Genomic DNA, 18,538 nt, shown 5'->3' on the forward strand with positions numbered 1-18,538 from the left:
TTACATAAAAAAGAGGAACCCCTGTCGTTCGGAGTTCCTGCATGACTAGCGATTCCATCACCGCAATATGCCTTGGTCGCTGCGCATAACGAGATTTACAAAATCTCAATCACATGTTAACAAACTTATGCGCGTATTATAGAAGACGCTGCAGCTGGACAATCGCTTGCGCACGATCAACGACGTCCAGTTTGCTATATAGATTACTGATATAATTGCGAGCCGTACCTTCTGCAATGAATAGTGCCTCGGAAATTTCTCGGTTATTCATCCCTCTCATCATAAGCTGGGCCAGCTCCTTCTCCCGTTCCGTCAGACTAATCCGACCAAGTTCCGAACGATCTAGAAGCTCCCGCTCCTGTGCAAATTGCGATAATTTCGCTGTGAGTTTGGCTGCGACGGCAGCCGGAAGAATGAATTGGCCATTCACGGTATCTCGGATTGACGCAATCATTTTATCCCCGTCCATATCCTTGAGCATATAACCGTTCGCGCCATTCGCCATTCCCTCGATGATATATTCATCTTCGAGGAACGTCGTCAGAATAAGTACAGGTATCTCTGGACATGACCGCTTGAGCTGCTTCAGCGCCGTGATCCCATCCATGACAGGCATCCGGATGTCGAGCAGCACCAGATCTGGCCTAAGCGCTTCCGTCAGCTCACAGGCTTCTTGTCCATTCTTCGCGACACCAATCACTTCGAAATCCTCTTCCAAATCCAAAATCGTCCGCAGACCCTCTCGCGTTAACAGCTGGTCATCTGCGATAATGATTCGAATCATGCGTATCATCCCCCCTTGTATCCCGATTCGCATACGGCAATTCGATGCGCAGCAGGCAACCCTGATCCAGCGCCGCGTCCACAACGAAGCTGCCGCCAAGTTGTTCAACACGCTCGCGCATCGCCGATAACCCAAATCCTAACTGGATCTCACTTGCGCCTATCCCGCAATCCTTCAACTTCATCTTCAACATCCCGCTGGCAAGCTCCAGGGTGAAATAAAATTCGCTGCTCTCGCCATGCCGAATACCGTTCGTGAGTCCTTCCTGTAAGGCATGATAGATCGTTTTCTTATGCACCAATGATACTTCTGGCAGTTTGCCGATGGAAGTATGAATAATCGCCCCCGTATTCTGCTGCGTATCCTTGATCAGTTGATGCAGCGCTTGAACGAAATCATAATATTTATCTTCCCTCAACATATGCACGGAACCTCGAATTTCTTGGAGCCCGTGCCTCACAAGGTCTTGCGCTTGCCTTAGCCGATTCAAGGCTTCCTCTCGATCGATATCTAGCAATCGTTTGCCCGCTTCAATCTGTAGAATCGTCGAGGTTAAGGTATGACCTACAATATCGTGAATGTCATGCGCAATCCGGTTCCGTTCTGCGTAGACGGACATCTCGGAGAGCGCGGGCCGCTGTCTCACGCATCGCGCGCTCAAGACTCCGGGTTCGTTCCTCCACCTGCTGCTCCAGATTATCCTTCAAATATTGAATGCCTGTATAGAGATGCGCGTTTTTAATTGAAATGGCGCACTGCGCTCCGAGAAGCTTCAACACGTCGAGTCGATCCGCTGTAAAGACGCCGGGTGTGAGCTTATTTTCGATGTAGAGAAGAGCGACCAGTTGATTCTGATGCAGTATGGGCAGACAAAGCACGGATCTTAGCTTCTGGTTGCTAATGTATGGAATCCGCATGAACAGCCCTTCATGAGCAACATCTTGTAAGACTAACTCCTCCCTCGTTCTCGCCACATATCCGATTAACGACACAGGGAGAATATCCGATGCTTCCTGCAGCGGAATCGACGACAAATGCAAGGCTTCAATTGACCCGTGAGCTTCTACAACCAAGCGACCATTATCATCGACGATGATCGCACCTGATTCCGCACCTGCATTATGGAGCATAATTCTCATCAACGTATGAAGCAGGCGGCTCATTTCCATCTCCCCAGATAATACCTGAGCTGACCTAACGACGGAAATATAGTCAATGCGTGCGAGCTCTGATTCACGCTTCACTTGCAAGAAGTGAGGGTACTTCTCTTCTAAATCGGCTACTTTCGCATGCGCACCCCATTGCAAATACGCTTCGTATGCTTCGGTCATATACATTTTGGCTAACTGCTGTTTCCCTTGTCGAAGTCCATATCGACCATAACTTTCTGATATCATGGCAAGATCATGAAATAACCCATGCCGTTTGGCTTGATCGATCGCCTGCTCGTACAGCAGCTCAGCTCGTTTGTTCTGCCGTTTCACTCTCGCAACTTCCGCTTGAATCCATAGATATTTGTGCGCATAGTTCTCTGGGCTTCGCTTTGCGTATCGCCGATAAACGTACATTCGTTTGCGAAGCTTCGACATATATGCACGTTGTTCCTTCGGACTTGCATCCTCATATAGCTGCGTCCATACGATCGATTCATATAAATAATGAACCATGTTATCGCCTTCAAATGCGGGCCGTGATGCAATAAGCGCAGCCGCCTTCGTCAGCGCTTCCTTCGCTTCCCCGTAATGGCCGAAGATATACCCTGGCAAATATTGCAGGACGTAGACCAGCTCCTGCACCATACACGTTGGATCTCCATGGACGGATTCAGCGAAGTCCTCATGCCAAACGTCCGTCTCTGCGTAAGGGTCATCCGGTGAGCGATAACCCGTTAATCGTACAAGGAGCGCAGCGAAGACCGCTGCCTGCTTCCAATGTAAATTGTTGTTATTGCGCTGAAGACTACGCCCATGCGCGATTAATCGCTCATAAATGTCGCCGAGCGGATATCCGTAATGCAGCATGACGCTGCAATTAATCAATACACTCTGATTGCTGTGCCATAAATCTCCGGATTCAAGCCCGACATAACCTGCTTGCTTCGAGAACGTATCGAGCAGTGACGGAGCATATTGACGCCAACTATCGAAGCACAGCGAAAATACGGTTAATACCTTTACATACAAGACAGGATGCGGCTTCGCGAATTCGCAAGCGATCAACCCCCACTTCGCAGCCTCTTCTGTCTGATGGAACAAGTAATAAGTGGATAATGCATATCCAACAAATCCAATCGATGCTTCTGGAGACATCCCCTTATCCAGCGTCATTTGAATCATGGTAAGGGTACATGAAAGCCAGCCCTTCTTATTGGTGATGAACAGTGCATTCGTGGTATGTACGAGGATTGACATCGCCAACTGAAGCCTATCATCCGTCATACTCTTTACTCGCTCTAGAGAATGTCGTGAATGCTTGCGTAATTTACGCTTCACTTGGAACCATTGCGTTACTAATTCCGTTGTACTCGGGTAGAAGTGATGATTCAATCCTAGCAATTTCAGCGCGGTACGACTTAACATCATCACTTCCTCATAGTTGTCGCGGTTGGCTTCGATCTGAATCTTCATCTTATAGACACGAGCCTTCTCTAGATCCGTTACTGCTCTGTGGATCAGAAGATGGAACAGATCATTTGCCGTATCGAAGTTCGCGCATAGGAACTCTACTTCTGCCCGTTCTTGATATGCTTGAAGCGTTACAGCATAATGTGATTCCCAACTCTCTTCCCCTAGTAAATCGGTTGCATCCCGCAAATAACCAAGGGCTGTCTCGAACGCTGTCGACCGCTTAGCCGTTAGCCCTGCCTGTAAGCTGATCTGTGCACCCAGAAGACGATAGGATGCATCCATGTTGTGCTTTGACGTCAAATGAAAGTGATTCGCTGCTTCGAACAACACTTCCTCCTGTCCTGCTTGTACACGTTCAGCCAATATCAGGCCAATCTGCAGATGAACAGATGCCTGATCGGCGATAGACACAAGCGAGTAAGCCGCCTGTTGAATCCGGTCGTGTTGGAACATATAAATAAGCCCATCCTCACCAATCCCCTGCAGCAGCTGCTCTTGCATAGCGATTTGCAGCGCCTTTAAACATTGTAAAAGGGTTCGATGCGTAATGGCAGCCAGCATGTTCATATCGAATTTACGTCCTATGATCGCGGCTCTTCCGATTAGGAACATGGTCTCGGCAGGTAGATGCAGAAGTTTGTCCGAAATATATGCAGCCACATTATCCGCAATATTCATTTCGTTGATGTTCTCTAGATCCCACTGCCACTTCCGAACGGAATCGTCCCAATAAATATAGCCTTCATCCTCTAAATCGCGCAAAATTTGCCTGACAAAAGATGGATTGCCTAACGTCTTATGCCACAGCGTTCTAGCTAAAGTCACTGTCTCTTCAAGTTCGACTTGCATTGCCTCGCTGAGCAACTGCTGTAAATCACTTAAGCTGAGGGAGGATAATCGAATGTGTTCGGCTTGCCTCTCACGAGATCGCAGTTGTTCATTCAGTGATTCTAGCGGAGATCTCGTGTTCTCTTGCGCTGTATCATCTCGGAACGTCCCGATAACAAGCAAATGACTAGTCTCTGGATCTTCCATTAGCAACCGGAGACATTGCAGCGTCTCTTCATCACCCCATTGCATGTTGTCCAGGAACAAGATCAGTGGATGCTCCTGATGTAGAAATAACTGGATAAATCGAATCAGAACCAATTGAAATCGCTGCTGCGCCTGGGCAGCAGGAAGCGATGCAACTGACGGCTGCTTCCCGATCAACAATTCCAAGCGAGGGACAAGCTCGGTTAATAATTGCCCATAACCCGCCAAGGTACGGGCAATGCGCATCTTCCATACATCGGTCTGCAGATCATCTTCCAGAAGCACCTGATCAATCAGATGATTGATCATCTGTATCCACCCTTCATATGGCAGCGCGGAATGGTGCGGTTCGTATGTGGTAACGCCAAAATAACCTCGAATCAATCCAGGTTCCCGGAAGGTCTCTTTGACGAAAGACGTCTTGCCAATTCCTGCGCTTCCGCTAACCCATACCACCTCCGTTGTCCCCGCTGCTGCTCGCTTCAGCGCCTGTAAGAGCCGGGCTTGTTCAGGCTTTCGCCCATAGAATCCCTGATCCGTTAGCCGGCGATCCGGCAAGTCCTCATTTCCAAGCACGAAAGGATCAATCAGACCAGACTCGCAATAACTTCGGTAGCATTGTTCCAAGTCGCTTCGCAAACCGTAAGCACTGGTGTATCGTTCTTCCGGCATTTTGGCGATACATTTGTCGACTAGAGCGGATAACATATAGGGAATGGACAAATTTCTTGTTTTCATCGGTTCCGGCTTACTGGCCAAATGATGATAGACGATATCCGCTGCATCCTTAGGCACAAAGGGCAGCGTTCCTGTAAACCACTCATAGAGCACGATGCCGAGTGAATAAAAATCAGATCGATAATCAGCGGTCAATCCTGTCCTGCCCGTCAGCTCTGGCGAAGTATAGGGGAGCAGAGAATCAGGTCTTGTCTCCATACGCAAGGGACTGTTTCCAACAGATCGGCTTGCGCTCATTCGGACATCAGCGATGACAACTTCGTACGTCTCTGGATTCACAATAAAATGAAGTGGCGTCAGTTCCCGATGCATGATCTGCAATTGGTGAAGCTGGTGTAAGCAATCTACTGCTCCTAGTGCTATGGCGATCCGGTCCCTGAGTTTCAGATTGTTGCCGAGCGATTGCATTAGGTGTGTCATCGTATATCCGCCATGATCCTCTATAATAAGAACCGGACGCTCACCATCCATAACCAATACGATGGGCTCTATGAATCCCTTCCCTCCGAAATGACAGAGCAGTGCATACTCCTCTTGGAAAGCGGTGATCATGGAAGTACCTGGGTACATATCCCGCGTTGTTTTGGCAATTACAATTCTGTTGTCATCGATCTTGATCATTCGGCACAACATCATCTCTTCATTGCTTCCGATCGACTCCAAGAATCGATATCCTGTGAATTGCAGCATTACAGCGCCCCCGTTATCTTTTATGGTTCCATTTTCCATATACCGATCAACCTCGTCATCTCCTTATTATACCATTCAAAGGAAGAATGTGGATGCTATGACTAAATGATATTCATGCTAAGAACAGAATCATTGTAGAGATAAATGGGGAAGAACCAGTAGTGACTCGTGTCATCAATTTGTCATATGACAACCATGGAGCAGAAATTGAATCGCTGACACCCTGCTGTCAGGTTTATCGATTATAATAGGATGAAGAATCCTTCGATGAGGTGAAAAAATGGCTGCGCTCACACTTACGAAGCAACAAGCTAGGAAGTTCTTAATGTACTATCACGGATTAAGCCGCGATGCCGCTTATATCGGCAAAGAAGGCATCCTCTCCTTCATCCGTCAAGTGGGCTGCATTCAATTCGATCCGCTGAATGTTGTCGGGATGAATCATGAGCTTGTCCTTCAATCACGCATTCAGCATTTCGACCGCAACGAATTAAGAGAATTGCTCTATGAAGATCGCAAGCTAATCGATTACTGGGATAAATGCATGTCTATCTTCCCTGTGGAAGACTGGCCATTGTTCGCCAAGCATCGCGCCCGCTATCAAGGTTGGTGTGATCAGAACGAGGCAGCAGTAGGCCGCGTACATGCCGAGGTTAAGCTTCGGGGTGTATTATGCTCCAGTGATGTAGATGAAGAAGAGATTGTGGATTGGGCATGGGGGCCTGCAAAATTATCGCGGGCGGCGCTTGAAGGCATGTATCATGCGGGTCATTTGGTCATTCAGCATAAAGTGAAGACACGCAAATATTACGATCTGGCTGAACGCTGGATTCCACCCGAACTTTACGGGATCCCAGACCCTTTTGAGGATATGGGAGATTTCTACGCATGGTACGTCCTGCGTCGGATTGGCAGCATTGGGTTGCTGTGGAATCGGCCGAGCGATGCCTGGATTGGCATTAGCGGGCTGAAGAGCGCCGAGCGCAATAGAGCATTCGCTCAATTGCTGGAGAGAAATCTCATTCGTGAAGTGCAAGTCGAGGGCATCTCGCATCCCCTCTATATCCGCACCCTCGATTTGGACCGTTTAGATCAAGCCATGGCCTTTGAACCGCAAGAGAAACGTGCCTGCATTCTCGCCCCGCTGGATAACTTATTATGGGATCGGGTGTTGATTCATCAATTATTTGATTTTGAATATCGCTGGGAAGTGTACAAACCAGTGGCGGAGCGCAAATATGGTTACTACGTCCTTCCTGTCGTATACGGCGATGAGATCGTGGCCAGATTCGAACCGGTGAAGCAACGGGGCAAGTCACCGCTTACTGTTCATAAGTTGTGGTGGGAAGAGCATGCGCGAGTGGATTCATCCATGAAGAAGAGTTTACGTGAATGCTTCGCGCGGTTCGCCGCGTTCCATGGAACGACATTCGATCGGAAGAGCTTGAAGCTGTAGTGCTATGCAATCCAATGGATCTCCTTAAGGGAGATCCATTTTTGGCATGCATTCATTTTGCGAATATCACCAACAAAATGGTGATGTCCTTCGTTCTATAGATAAAGGAGGTGCACAATGAATCTTGATGCGACCATGACCGCGATCGCCAATGGGAATGTTGAAGCACTTCAACTTATCTACGAAGAATATCGGCATATCGTTTATTCCGTAGCCCTATCCATTCTCCGGCACACAGCATCTGCTGAAGATGTGCTGCAAGACACCTTTATTCGAGTCTACGAGAAGGCCTCGAGTTATCAGCCAGGGACGAACCTCAAGGCATGGGTGATTACCATCGCGAGGAACCTTGCATTTGACACCATACGCAAATCGAATCGAATAAGCGAGGAAGATCCGTGCATTCAGAGTCCGACAATGGATACCGCCATTGTGCAGAGATTAGAACTTACTGAAGCGCTCTTCCGCCTTCGTGAACTGGAACGACAGATCATCGTCATGCACGTCGTAGCTGGACTCAAACATGCGGAGATCAGCAAAATCCTCGGGATACCCGCAGGGACTGTGCGATGGAAGTACCGTCAGAGTCTTTCACGACTTGCAGAAATGATTGGAGGTGAATACGATGGATCCGCAGCATATCATTTTCAAACTCCAAGATGAATATGTTCAAGGCACGCCTGACGTATGGAACAGAATACAACATCAAATCGCTGAACGTGTCGCTGCCCAGCTGCTGCAAGAACTCGACGGTATCCCCTCACCGCAAGGCAGGCTTTTCACAGAAATAAGAGATAGTGTACTCCCTAATCGATGGAAACAAGGAGCGTGAACCGAATGCCACAGGACAATTTTCATTTACAATGGGAACGAGACCGTAAGTTCCAACTCGCCGAAAATATACAGAACCACTATGACGAGACCCTCTGGCTGGAAGCCGTTATGTTATACCAAGAGGCTCTATCGCAGCAACCGGACAACCCTGAATATCTGCATGCCTACGGCTACCTCCTTGAGCTCAAAGCGAATCGATTATTGCGTGAAGCCAATGCATGTTATCGAAAAGGCCTAGAAAGTCCATCGATCCAGCAGAATTACGCTTGGATGCAAGGCAAATTGAACGCTCAGCTCATTCGCACCCATGCACAGCTTCTACAGCATCAAGAATCGATTGCCTATTATAAAAAGCAACTTGCCGCTACACCGCATAATCCTGATCATTATAGCAACCTGATCCAATGCTATCTTCAAGCAGATCAGACGCAGGAAGCCCATCAAGTGATGAGCGCCGGGTTGAAATTATTCGCAAGTCATCCGATGATTACGTATTATGCAGGTGAAATCTACGCTCGATTAGGATCGTCTGAGAAGGCATTAGCGGCTTGGGAACGTTCTTGCGTGCTGGACCCGCAATTCATCGATGGAAGATACAGCCGTGCATTCTTATTCGAAAGGGAACATCGCCTTGAGGAAGCGGCTGAAGAATGGCGGCATATTATCGCATTTCTTGACCAGTACAACTTCCATCAAGACGAGCCGCAGCGTGAGCTACAGCGCATCGAAGCCCTGCTGAACCTATAAGACAAAGAACCACAACCTCCTCGGCTGTGGTTCTAACTATGATTTTTTGCTCGTATTAGGTTGTAACCTCTAGCCGTCCTCTGAAAAACAATGCCGATGGTTCGACCGTATCCATCTCACCATCTAGTATGCGACGTACATCTTCTAACGTATCGTACAGCGATAACCACTCACCCGATTTCTGCGTATAAGGCTCGGCGACAAAAAATGGCTGCGCGAGGTAAGACTCCAGCCGCTCGCCGCGCTTATACAGCTGTGTATCCGGCTCTGATATTTTATCTACGCCCTGCGCGGCAACGAGAGATCTTAGTTCGCGATAACGTCGCAGCACTTTCCGCGCCCGCTGCTGTGTCGTGTGATGAACCGCATCCAGATGCGCTCCTTCTAACACGGTAGAAGTGGAGACAATCGGGTCAATCGCTGGATAAATTTGACGTGAGATCAAATCCGTATCGAATCGCCACAACGTATCCAATGGCCCATAAGAAGCATGATCTTCTGCGACTTCACAATGCATATCAACGAGCACCGTCGTGATCGGTCTAGCGCCTACCTCCTTCAGGCTCTCGCGCAGCGCGAATAACTCACCAGAAAGGACCATGGTTCGATCTACCCCGAGCACGACATCCTTCTCATTGCGAAGACTTGCGACTTGTTGATAGATTTCTTCACGAGTACTGTGTTGGAATTCAGTCTGCGCAAGAATGTGATTCATCCCTGGTGCATCGGTACCCGGATTCCAGAATACCGTTGCGAAGCCTCGTCTACGCAATCGAAGCATCAATTCAGCCAGCAATACAAGTTGCCCCATATTGGGGTGTGCCACGAGTCCAACCGTTCCCCCGCGAACAACGGGTGCGAACAAATCCAATGCTTTGATTCCCGTCTCGATCATCCGTAATCCACTCCCTCGAATAATGAGTTCATCTAGACTGCACCCTGCCAACGCAGCAAGGGCCACTAATGTTCTTACCTCAGCCCGACCAATGGGAATCTTGCCTGTACATAAATTAGAGACGGTCGCAGCTCTCAATCCAGCCGTCCGCGCCGCAGTGGTCAAATTCGGTACACGTCTTCGCAATAGCGGTACGTTCAGCTGTAACTCTTCATCCATTTTTTAACACCTCCTTACGTTATATAGTAATAAATTTTACTCTTTAGCGCAATTGTTTTGTGATGTAATTTTCAAAAAAAGATAAAAACCACGAATCTAGCACTATTGATTTCCAATCGTTGCTAATTTAAGATTTAAATAGGCAAATTCTAGCATATTTTATAGATTGCCTTACAGATCATTAAGGAGTGGAAAACCTGTGAAAAAGAAGTTTGTTCTAACCTTAACCTGCGCCTCACTGCTCGTTGGTATTAGCACTGGCGTGTATGCTGCGACGAACCTCAAGAAGATCGAAGCCTACATCAATACGACGATGAAGGTTCGCGTGAATGGGAAAGCTGTCCAATTGAATGACGACAAAGGCCTAGCCTTGCAGCCTATTACGTATAACGGCAATACCTATGTGCCGGTCAAAGGACTAGGCAATGCGATGAACGTTCCTGTCATCATCGATTCCAAGACGAATGAAGTCATCGTCGGTGAGAAGGTGAACGGCACGCCGCTGAATGCCGAGAAATTCGATAGTATCCATTCCACGAAGGATCCTGCACAGACGACATTCCAAGGGAAAAATTATAAGGAAGCTTGGTATAACCATACTGATTCCGATCCGCAAGCCCCTTCGCTATTCATGACGCCGAACAAGAAATACCAGAAGCTGTACTTAAAAATGGCAGCAATTGACCAAGAAATTACAGATGTCAAAATTACCGACCTCGATAACAACGTGTTGCTAAAAGATGTCGGCACGATCTCTGTCAGCGATGGCATGAAGGATATCGAAGTGGATATCGGCGGCGTGAAGACCGTTGTGGTGGAATTTCAACTCAAGCAAGGCGGGGGCTACCTGGTTCCACTCATCGCTTCCTATTACAAATAATGACGCGCAAAAGGCTCATTCCCGTTGGAATGAGCCTTTCTTCTTCAGCTTCATCATCATCAATATCGTCCCTAGCGCAGCAACCGCAATCCGTTCAGAATCACTAAAATCGTACTGCCTTCATGCCCCACCACCCCGAGTGGAAGTGGAATACCGGAGATGAAATTCGTTGCGATGAGAGCAACGATGACCGTAATCGAGAATGCGAGATTCTGCTTCACAATTCGGCGGGAACGTCTGCCGAGAATAATCGCATCCCGCAGCTTGCTCAGATCATCATTCATCAAGACAAGATCCGCCGTCTCGAGCGCCACGTCGCTTCCTCCCGCACCCATCGCGATGCCGACTGAAGCGGTTGCTAAGGCTGGCGCATCATTCACCCCATCGCCCACCATGGCAACATATTGGTGCGATTTCTTCAACGATTTGATAATCGTCAATTTATCCTCAGGCAGCAAATCGGCAAACACCTGCTGGATTCCAGCCTGTCTGCCAATCGCTTCTGCGGTCATCTGCTGATCGCCTGTTAACATGACCGTATGGACACCAATGGCCTGCAGCTCGCGAATCACGCGGGATGTCTCAGGGCGAATCTGATCTTGCAATGCAATAATCCCGGCAATGCCAGATGGGTTCTGCAGCACCACAAGCGTCTTCCCTTCGTTCTCCATCCGTTCGATTTCCGCCGCGACCTCCGCTTGTAAGTAGCCTGATTCCATAAAAGCTGGCTTACCAACCTTCCATGCAACGCCGTTCCGATTCGCTTGGAGCCCGAAGCCTGTGATCGATTGAAATTCCGTGATCACATGACCTTGCAGCGCTTCGCTCCCCGCATGATCCACAATAGCTTTTGCAATCGGATGATTCGAATAACTCTCGAGAGACGCTGCGATCTCCAATACTTCCCCAGATGTCAGCCCTTGGTAGGAGACGACTTCGGCAACGACAGGATGCCCCTTCGTCAATGTCCCTGTTTTATCGAAAGCAATCGCTTTGACGCGGGACAAGTTCTCGATGTGCGCACCGCCTTTGAACAGAAGACCTTTACGCGCACTATTCGAAATGGCGGAGAGCATCGCTGGCATGATCGAAGCTGCAAGCGCACATGGAGAAGCTACCACGATAAATACCATCGCTCGATAGAGTGCCGCACTCCAAGTATCCTGGAATACCAGCGGGGGGACGACAATCAACAATACGGTTGCAAGAATGATGATCCGTGCATACATACGTTCGAATTTCTCAACGAAAATTTGCGACTTCGGCATTTCTTGCTGCGCTTCTTGCACCATACGAATGATTTTGGAGAATAGACTGGATTCACTGTTCTTCGTAACTTGAACGAAGATGACCCCTTCCCCATTCAACGTCCCAGCGAATACTTCATCCCCAGCCATTTTATCGACTGGAATACTCTCACCTGTAATCGAAGCCTGGTTAATCGAAGAACTGCCTTCGGTCACAACACCATCGGCTGGAACACGCTCACCAGGTTTGACGAGCAGCAGGTCGTCAATCTGCAGCGCTTCAATAGGCACGAGCAGTTCCTGACCATCGCGTATAACACGAGCATTCTCAGGCTTAAGATCCATCAGTGCCGAAATATCTCTTGAGCTCTTATTCATCGTATACGTCTCCAGAGCACCGCTTAACGCAAAGATGAAAATAAGCATTGCTCCTTCCGCCCAATAGCCAATCGAAGCTGCGCCGAGTGCAGCCACGATCATAAGCAGATTTACATCGAGATCCTTCTCTTTGATGAGCGTCTCAAGTCCTTCCTTCGCTTTCACAAAACCCCCTACAATAAAAGCTGCTGAATATAAAATAATAGAGACTACAGGCCATAGATCTGTCACGAACCAGGCACCTAGCGCCATGGCACCACTTAATAGTGCAGCTGCCCCTTCTGCATATTTCTCTTTCCAATCTTCCCATTGCGATGTCGATGTCATTGCTTTATTGTCTGCGATTTGATCTGAGAGACGAGACATTTCTACAGATTGATTCATGGTTATGATCTCCTTTGTCATTGAGAATGAGATTCGTTGTTAATACCCTAAATAAGACGCATGCTGCTTCCCTGGGTAGGAAAGCAGCATGATTGAGAATGATATTCATTTTTACACCACGCAACAATGTTTACTGCGTGAAACATATTTATAATTATTATAATCTAGGTATTGGATGTTGTAAACAACAAAAATCCCCAACAAATCGACATGACGATAAATCGTTCATGCCCTTGATTGGGGATTCCATTTCTTATATATTCACTGCTTGGATGCGGTGACTAGGATACGACACCACGGCTCTTCTTGAAGCTCTGTCTCATCCGTTGATCATTCTTCATCGAAATGAACATGCACACAGCGCCTAGAAGCAGCAAACATGATGATGTTATCGGAAGCAAATATTCCACGTCAACCACACCTCGCCAACCCTTTAGAATGATAATCATTATCAACATTATAACGGATCTGGGATCGATTGCAACCCTTTTTCACAAAAAAATGAAAGTCATTCTCAATGAGAATGACTAGCTGCATGATGCTAGGTGCTATAGCTTTCGTTCGAAATGCTTGAATCGTGTCCCTTGATATGTCACTTCTCCATCGTCACCTTCAACAATCACCCCATACTGCTCATTGCGGATTTTCAGCTCAAGCCTTGTACGATCCTCGAATTCAAAGGTAATGAAATAATCGGTATTGGCGCTAAAATCTCCCGATCCGCCCCACACCTTCGAGCGCTTTGCGACGACTTTGCATGGCCTCGTCACCGGATCTGTGGCATTGTTCGAGGACCATTTCCCTGCCGCTCCGACAGCCTTCACAATAAATGCAATAATGACCACGACGAATCCTATAATAACAATCGTCTTCACCACTTGAAACATAGGCGGTTCAACGCCAAATCCTGGTCCGCTAAAAGGATCCATGCCAATCCCTCCTCTTCCCGCTAGCTTAGCCCCGCTAATTCTACAATCCGATTCACGACAATATCCGTTGGTACGTTATCAGTATCCATATGTCGTTCGAAGATGGAAGACGAGAGGCCTTCCATACAACGGTCAATCTGCAGTGCTGGCCACGATTCTCGCCCATCACCTCGCTGCTCTAATCGCTGTAGTAATACATCTCTCGACGCACGGAGTGTAAAATGCTGAATGTCCACACCCTCAGATCGTAATCGCCCAATGATCTCTTCATAATAGACTGGATTCACAACAGTCATCGGGACGATGATCAATCCAGAATAAGACCGGGCAATCTTCAATAACATCATGTAGTTGATCTCACGCCATTCAGCATGGTGCTGGAAATCATCCAGCTGCAGTGCTGCCGGCAAGCTCGCTCGAATGTAATCCCCTGCATTCTCCGGATCATACACATAGGAATGGGGAATGAGCTGATGAAGCGCATTCGCCGTCTCCGTCTTCCCTGCGCCAAATGCGCCATTAATCCAAATAATCATCTCATTTCCTCCTTAAACCACCCAACAATCCCTAATTATACCATTTGCAACCGCTTATGAACATGAAAAAGAATAAGATCACGTAAAGAAGGACGCATCTCACGACGCGTCCTCCCTACTTGCATTCGATTTATCATATCGTAACAATTACGATTAATGGTAATAAAAAAACGGCTATCCTTGTTCTTGCAGCAACGCGTCTACCGGCCAAGGCAACGGGTTGTTGAATAACGACCAATCTTGCATCAGCTCTGCTGCGTCCAGAAGACATTCGTCGAGCTGTGCTTCAATCGCAGCTTGGTCCATGGCAATGCCAATGAATACAACCTCATTCATCCGGTCCCCCCAAGTCGAATCCCATTTCTTCAATACATCAGGCTCCGTACTGAGAATATACTCTTGATCCAGCTTCGGTAACGACGCAACCCAATAGCCTGCAGGTCCGAATTGGATCGATGAACTGGCTTGGCTTAGGTTCGCAGCGACGTCGCCCTTGGCCGCAAGCCATACGATGCCTTTCGCTCGAACTACCTCTTCTGGCCATTCGGACATGAAATTGGCGAGACGTTCGGGATGAAACGGTCTTCTTCGGCGATACACGAAGCTGCTGATGCCATACTCATCCGTCTCAGGTGTATGGTGCTCCTTCTGTAGTTCATGGATCCAGCCTGCGGACATACTGGCTTGCTCGAAATTGAAACGTCCCGTGTTCAGAATCTCACTCGGATCTACCTGACCGTTCGTCGTATGAATGATTTTGGCATGGGGCTGCAGCTTACGCAGCACTCCCTCTAACGTCTTTAATCCTGCTTCATCGACGAGGTCGCATTTATTCAATATCAAAATATCACAGGTCTCAATCTGATCAATAAGCAAATCCACTACGTCCCGATGATCCCCATCCCCAACTGCCTGATCGCGGTCAAGCAGGGTCTCCCCGGAGGAGAAATCCTTCCAGAAGCGATTCGCATCGACGACCGTCACTAGGCAATCGAGCTTCGCGAGCTGAGGCAGATTAATGCCTGATTCAGGGTCTTCATAACTGAATGTCTGTGCGACAGGCACCGGTTCACTGATTCCGCTTGATTCGATCAGAATATAATCATATTTTCCATCCATCACAAGACGTTCGACTTCAACCAGTAGATCATCTCACAATGTGCAGCAGATGCATCCATTCGATATTTCAACGAGTTTCTCATCGGTCCTTGATAGATTGGTACTCGACTTTACAAGTTCGGCATCGATATTCACCTCACTCATGTCATTGACAATCACCGCGACCTTTAAGCCTTGACGATTATTCAGCACATGATTAAGCACCGTCGTCTTGCCGGAACCTAGGTAACCGCTTAAGACGGTGACCGGAATTCTCTTTTTTGTCATAGAACGCTCCTTTTCGTTTCTTAATAGTAATGTTTACGATTAATAATTTTATTATACAACCCCCCCCCACCTTAAAGTCAAGAGAATAGATAAATTTTTTCTCAATATACGTTAGCAAATCCTTAAGGCATAGGCAAAAAAAGCCCGCCAGTATCCTGGCCGACCTTATGAAATATTATGGATAAATCTTCTCTCCTGCCTCCAGCATGGCAATAAACTGGTCCAACCGCTTCTTCCGCGTCTCGGGTTTCTTGGCATTCTGCAATCGAAAGGTGATCGCAAATCGGTTCGTACGATTCAGCGTCTCGAAGAACGCCTTAGCCTTACTGTTCTCATTCAAGGCAGCTTCCAGATCCTCAGGAATATGATTCTCGCTCTGCGGGGCATATGCCGCATCCCATTGTCCATTCGATTTGGCTTGTTCGATGGCTCGCAAGCCCGCAGGCTTCATTCGATCATCGGCAATGAGGCGAGCCACCTTGTCCTTATTCACTTGCGACCAGATGCTTCGAGAAGATCGAGGACCAAACCGCTGAATGTAGAATTCGTCATCATAACTCTCCTTCTGGCTGTCAATCCATCCGTAGCATAACGCACAATCCAGCGCCTCACTATAGGATGGTGTCGTACGGGATGCCCCTTTCTTCGCAATTTGCAGCCGCACGCCTGTCGAAGATGCATGATGCTCCTCCAGCCAACTCGTCCATGCCTCCGGATCAGACACATACAATAAGGTGTACTCGCTTCCTTTGTTCGCCATCATCATCGTTCCCTTTCACGATATTTATCTAAGCCTTGGCTAGTGCCAGCAGCTTATTAACGGTTGCCCAGTTGCGCGTCGTCGCAGCCACGCCTAACTTCTTTTCCAAGAAATTGTTCGAATAGACTGATTTGCCATAGCTCTCGCGGCAGCGAATATAGACTTCATGTCCCAATACCTCAAAATCATCAACATCGCTCTGAAATGTCATAAGCTGTGCAATATTCGCTTCAGTTGGCAGCGCAGACAGGAAGGTCACGTATAACTTCTCCTGCTCGGCTGGTACATTGGCTGCATAAGGACTGCGTGCGATAATCTCCGCCAGCTCCTCCGCTGAACGGACAACGGTTCGAACTTCATAACCGAGAGCTTCCTGAAGCGTCTCCTCAATTTGCTTAGATAATGCATCGGTTCGCTGCTCTTCAGCCTCGAAGATCACGTTGCCGCTCTGAATATAGGTCCGAACATGACGTACCGGCAGCGTTTCAAAAATTTGCCGTAACCGTTCCATCTTAATCACATGATGGCCACTTACATTAATTCCTCGCAGCAGCGCAATATAGATCGTCATCCTCACATCCCCCTTCACAATTCGTCCACATCTACCATCATATACCAATTTTTGCCTAACACCAAGGCTTACATCATAACAACTTTTGCATGCGGCGTTGTAAAAAAAACATCCTATCCGTGACAGCTGCATGCTGTACTAGAATAGGATGACTCCTGCTGCGGCCGAGGCCAAAATGACCATCAGCGGATGCATTTTATAACGAATAATGCCGTACAGACACCCTGCGCAGATCAGGAGTGTCGCAAGCGTCGACCAGGTTAATCCCGGTTCAGAGCTGGATAAGATTCCAAAATGAATCGCCGCGTAAGCGATAAGGCCCGTCACGATAGGTCTAAGACCATAGAACGAAGATTTCACCCAGCGATTGTGATGCAACCGTCCGAAGCAAGCCGCTAGAATAATAATGATGACTAAGGAAGGCAAGATCATCCCGAGTGTCGAACTGATCGCCCCGAGAATTCCTGCGGTTCGATATCCGATCAATGTCGCACTATTCGTTGCGATCGGCCCTGGAGCCATCCCTGCCAACGCGACAATTTCTTGAAATTCAGACGCGCTCATCCAATACCGAAGATGAACTTCATGCTCGATAATCGTAATGACGGCGTATCCGCCGCCAAAGGAAATCAGCCCGATTTTCATAAAAACAAGAAATAATTTCCATAACATACCGTTCACTCCTGTTAGATGTAATACTCCGGATAGATGGGCTCAGGTTCTTGCTGATCGGCATGATGCTGCTCGGTGTGCACCTGCATGCCGAGATGCTTCTTCACTTGCACGGCAACAAGACCGATCACAAGTCCGAGGACGATCAGATAGAACGGATGAATCGGTGTCACGATTAACATGATTACCGTGCTAATGCCTACAGCGATTGTCGTCTTATCGAATAAGGCCGTCTTAGCCATTTTGTATGCCGCAATAATAATGAGAGCGATAACGCCTCCTTGTATCCCTTTGAGCGCCGCTTCGATCTTCGGATGATCTTGGAACATCGAGTAGCCGAGACTTAGCAGGAATACGATGAAGAACGTAGGCAGCGCAATGCCCACGACCGCGAGAATGGCTCCCATCACACCTGCAAGCCGGTAGCCGATAAATGCCGCGAGATTCACCCCGACGCCGCCAGGCGCAGATCCTGCGATCGAGACGAGATCACTCATCTCTTCCTCTCTCATCCACCCATGTCTTTCCACGACTTCACGCTCAATGCCGGGAATCATCGCATAGCCGCCCCCGAAGGTCGAAGGTCCGATGCGGCTGAACGTCCAGAATATTTGCATATATAATTTCAATCGCTCCGATGCGGTTGTTCGCACATCTCCACCCCCATGTCATTCATGCAGTCAAGTTCCTCTTTTTATAGTATACTATCTTTATTCCAATATGACATTAAGTTTGTGATAAACAACCATTAAAGAAAGTTTTATACCCTT

Annotated in this window: 17 protein-coding genes and 1 pseudogene; 5 read left to right on the forward strand and 13 right to left on the reverse strand. The window is 48.0% G+C overall.

The genetic code is table 11. The features are described 5' to 3' along the window. Positions 1 to 136: 136 nt before the first annotated feature. From GCU39_RS14300 to GCU39_RS14305, 3 genes are read right to left on the reverse strand one after another with little or no spacing between them, the layout of a single operon-like run. Positions 137 to 784, reverse strand: a complete 648-nt coding sequence (locus tag GCU39_RS14300) for a response regulator transcription factor (RefSeq protein WP_407671681.1) — start codon at positions 782 to 784, stop codon at positions 137 to 139. Further along, a complete protein-coding gene (locus GCU39_RS31975; protein WP_227793573.1) occupies positions 759 to 1,430 on the reverse strand; it encodes a sensor histidine kinase in 672 nt (223 codons plus the stop codon). Before GCU39_RS31975 ends, GCU39_RS14300 begins: the two co-directional genes overlap by 26 nt. After that, a complete protein-coding gene (locus tag GCU39_RS14305; protein WP_227793574.1) occupies positions 1,366 to 5,913 on the reverse strand; it encodes an AAA family ATPase in 4,548 nt (1,515 codons plus the stop codon). The genes GCU39_RS31975 and GCU39_RS14305 overlap by 65 nt, the downstream gene beginning before the upstream one ends. A gap of 241 nt (positions 5,914 to 6,154) precedes the next feature. On the opposite strand from GCU39_RS14305, the gene GCU39_RS14310 reads away from it, so the two are divergent. The 4 genes from GCU39_RS14310 (at position 6,155) to GCU39_RS14320 (ending at position 8,911) form a co-directional block, all read left to right on the forward strand. Continuing rightward, a complete protein-coding gene (locus GCU39_RS14310; RefSeq protein ID WP_152394146.1) occupies positions 6,155 to 7,330 on the forward strand; it encodes a winged helix-turn-helix domain-containing protein in 1,176 nt (391 codons plus the stop codon). 117 nt (positions 7,331 to 7,447) lie between these two features. Continuing rightward, positions 7,448 to 7,993, forward strand: a complete 546-nt coding sequence (locus tag GCU39_RS14315) for an RNA polymerase sigma factor (RefSeq protein ID WP_152394147.1) — start codon at positions 7,448 to 7,450, stop codon at positions 7,991 to 7,993. Further along, complete coding sequence (locus GCU39_RS32280) at positions 7,990 to 8,121, forward strand: hypothetical protein (protein ID WP_265333521.1); 132 nt, start codon at positions 7,990 to 7,992, stop codon at positions 8,119 to 8,121. Before GCU39_RS14315 ends, GCU39_RS32280 begins: the two co-directional genes overlap by 4 nt. Before the next feature lie 46 nt (positions 8,122 to 8,167). Beyond that, positions 8,168 to 8,911 (forward strand): tetratricopeptide repeat protein, encoded by a 744-nt coding sequence (locus GCU39_RS14320; protein ID WP_193726927.1) that lies wholly within the window; start codon positions 8,168 to 8,170, stop codon positions 8,909 to 8,911. A gap of 55 nt (positions 8,912 to 8,966) precedes the next feature. Here the strand turns inward: GCU39_RS14320 and GCU39_RS14325 are convergent, their stop codons facing one another. Next, positions 8,967 to 10,025 (reverse strand): ATP synthase beta subunit C-terminal domain-containing protein, encoded by a 1,059-nt coding sequence (locus tag GCU39_RS14325; RefSeq protein WP_152394149.1) that lies wholly within the window; start codon positions 10,023 to 10,025, stop codon positions 8,967 to 8,969. Between the two features lie 199 nt (positions 10,026 to 10,224). Here GCU39_RS14325 and GCU39_RS14330 point away from each other — a divergent pair, with 199 nt between their 5' ends. Further along, positions 10,225 to 10,905, forward strand: coding sequence for a stalk domain-containing protein (locus tag GCU39_RS14330; protein ID WP_152394150.1), 681 nt, complete (start codon positions 10,225 to 10,227; stop codon positions 10,903 to 10,905). Positions 10,906 to 10,976: 71 nt separating this feature from the next. Here GCU39_RS14330 and GCU39_RS14335 read toward each other — a convergent pair whose 3' ends face one another. The 9 genes and pseudogenes from GCU39_RS14335 to GCU39_RS14370 all read right to left on the reverse strand — a co-directional run bounded on the left by GCU39_RS14335 (position 10,977) and on the right by GCU39_RS14370 (position 18,421). After that, a complete protein-coding gene (locus GCU39_RS14335) occupies positions 10,977 to 12,914 on the reverse strand; it encodes a heavy metal translocating P-type ATPase (protein WP_152394151.1) in 1,938 nt (645 codons plus the stop codon). 281 nt (positions 12,915 to 13,195) lie between these two features. Next, the gene (locus GCU39_RS31530; RefSeq protein ID WP_193726928.1) at positions 13,196 to 13,372 is read right to left on the reverse strand and encodes a hypothetical protein; all 177 of its coding nucleotides are present in this window, start codon (positions 13,370 to 13,372) and stop codon (positions 13,196 to 13,198) included. Positions 13,373 to 13,462: 90 nt separating this feature from the next. Continuing rightward, positions 13,463 to 13,843 carry a DUF2500 domain-containing protein gene (locus tag GCU39_RS14340; RefSeq protein WP_227793575.1) on the reverse strand — a complete coding sequence of 127 codons (381 nt, stop codon included), beginning with the start codon at positions 13,841 to 13,843 and terminating at the stop codon, positions 13,463 to 13,465. Between the two features lie 20 nt (positions 13,844 to 13,863). Beyond that, on the reverse strand, positions 13,864 to 14,379 hold the full coding sequence (locus GCU39_RS14345) for an adenylyl-sulfate kinase (RefSeq protein ID WP_152394152.1): 516 nt from the start codon (positions 14,377 to 14,379) through the stop codon (positions 13,864 to 13,866). Positions 14,380 to 14,553: 174 nt separating this feature from the next. After that, positions 14,554 to 15,765: pseudogene (locus GCU39_RS14350) on the reverse strand (GTP-binding protein). Positions 15,766 to 15,940: 175 nt separating this feature from the next. Then, complete coding sequence (locus GCU39_RS14355) at positions 15,941 to 16,531, reverse strand: YdeI/OmpD-associated family protein (RefSeq protein WP_227793576.1); 591 nt, start codon at positions 16,529 to 16,531, stop codon at positions 15,941 to 15,943. A gap of 22 nt (positions 16,532 to 16,553) precedes the next feature. Beyond that, on the reverse strand, positions 16,554 to 17,096 hold the full coding sequence (locus GCU39_RS14360) for a DUF1697 domain-containing protein (protein WP_152394153.1): 543 nt from the start codon (positions 17,094 to 17,096) through the stop codon (positions 16,554 to 16,556). Positions 17,097 to 17,234: 138 nt separating this feature from the next. Then, positions 17,235 to 17,768 carry a chromate transporter gene (locus GCU39_RS14365; RefSeq protein ID WP_152394154.1) on the reverse strand — a complete coding sequence of 178 codons (534 nt, stop codon included), beginning with the start codon at positions 17,766 to 17,768 and terminating at the stop codon, positions 17,235 to 17,237. Between the two features lie 14 nt (positions 17,769 to 17,782). Continuing rightward, positions 17,783 to 18,421, reverse strand: coding sequence for a chromate transporter (locus GCU39_RS14370; RefSeq protein ID WP_321575639.1), 639 nt, complete (start codon positions 18,419 to 18,421; stop codon positions 17,783 to 17,785). Positions 18,422 to 18,538: the final 117 nt, after the last annotated feature.

The sequence above is a fragment of the Paenibacillus guangzhouensis genome, assembly GCF_009363075.1.
Lineage (GTDB): Bacteria > Bacillota > Bacilli > Paenibacillales > Paenibacillaceae > Paenibacillus_K > Paenibacillus_K guangzhouensis.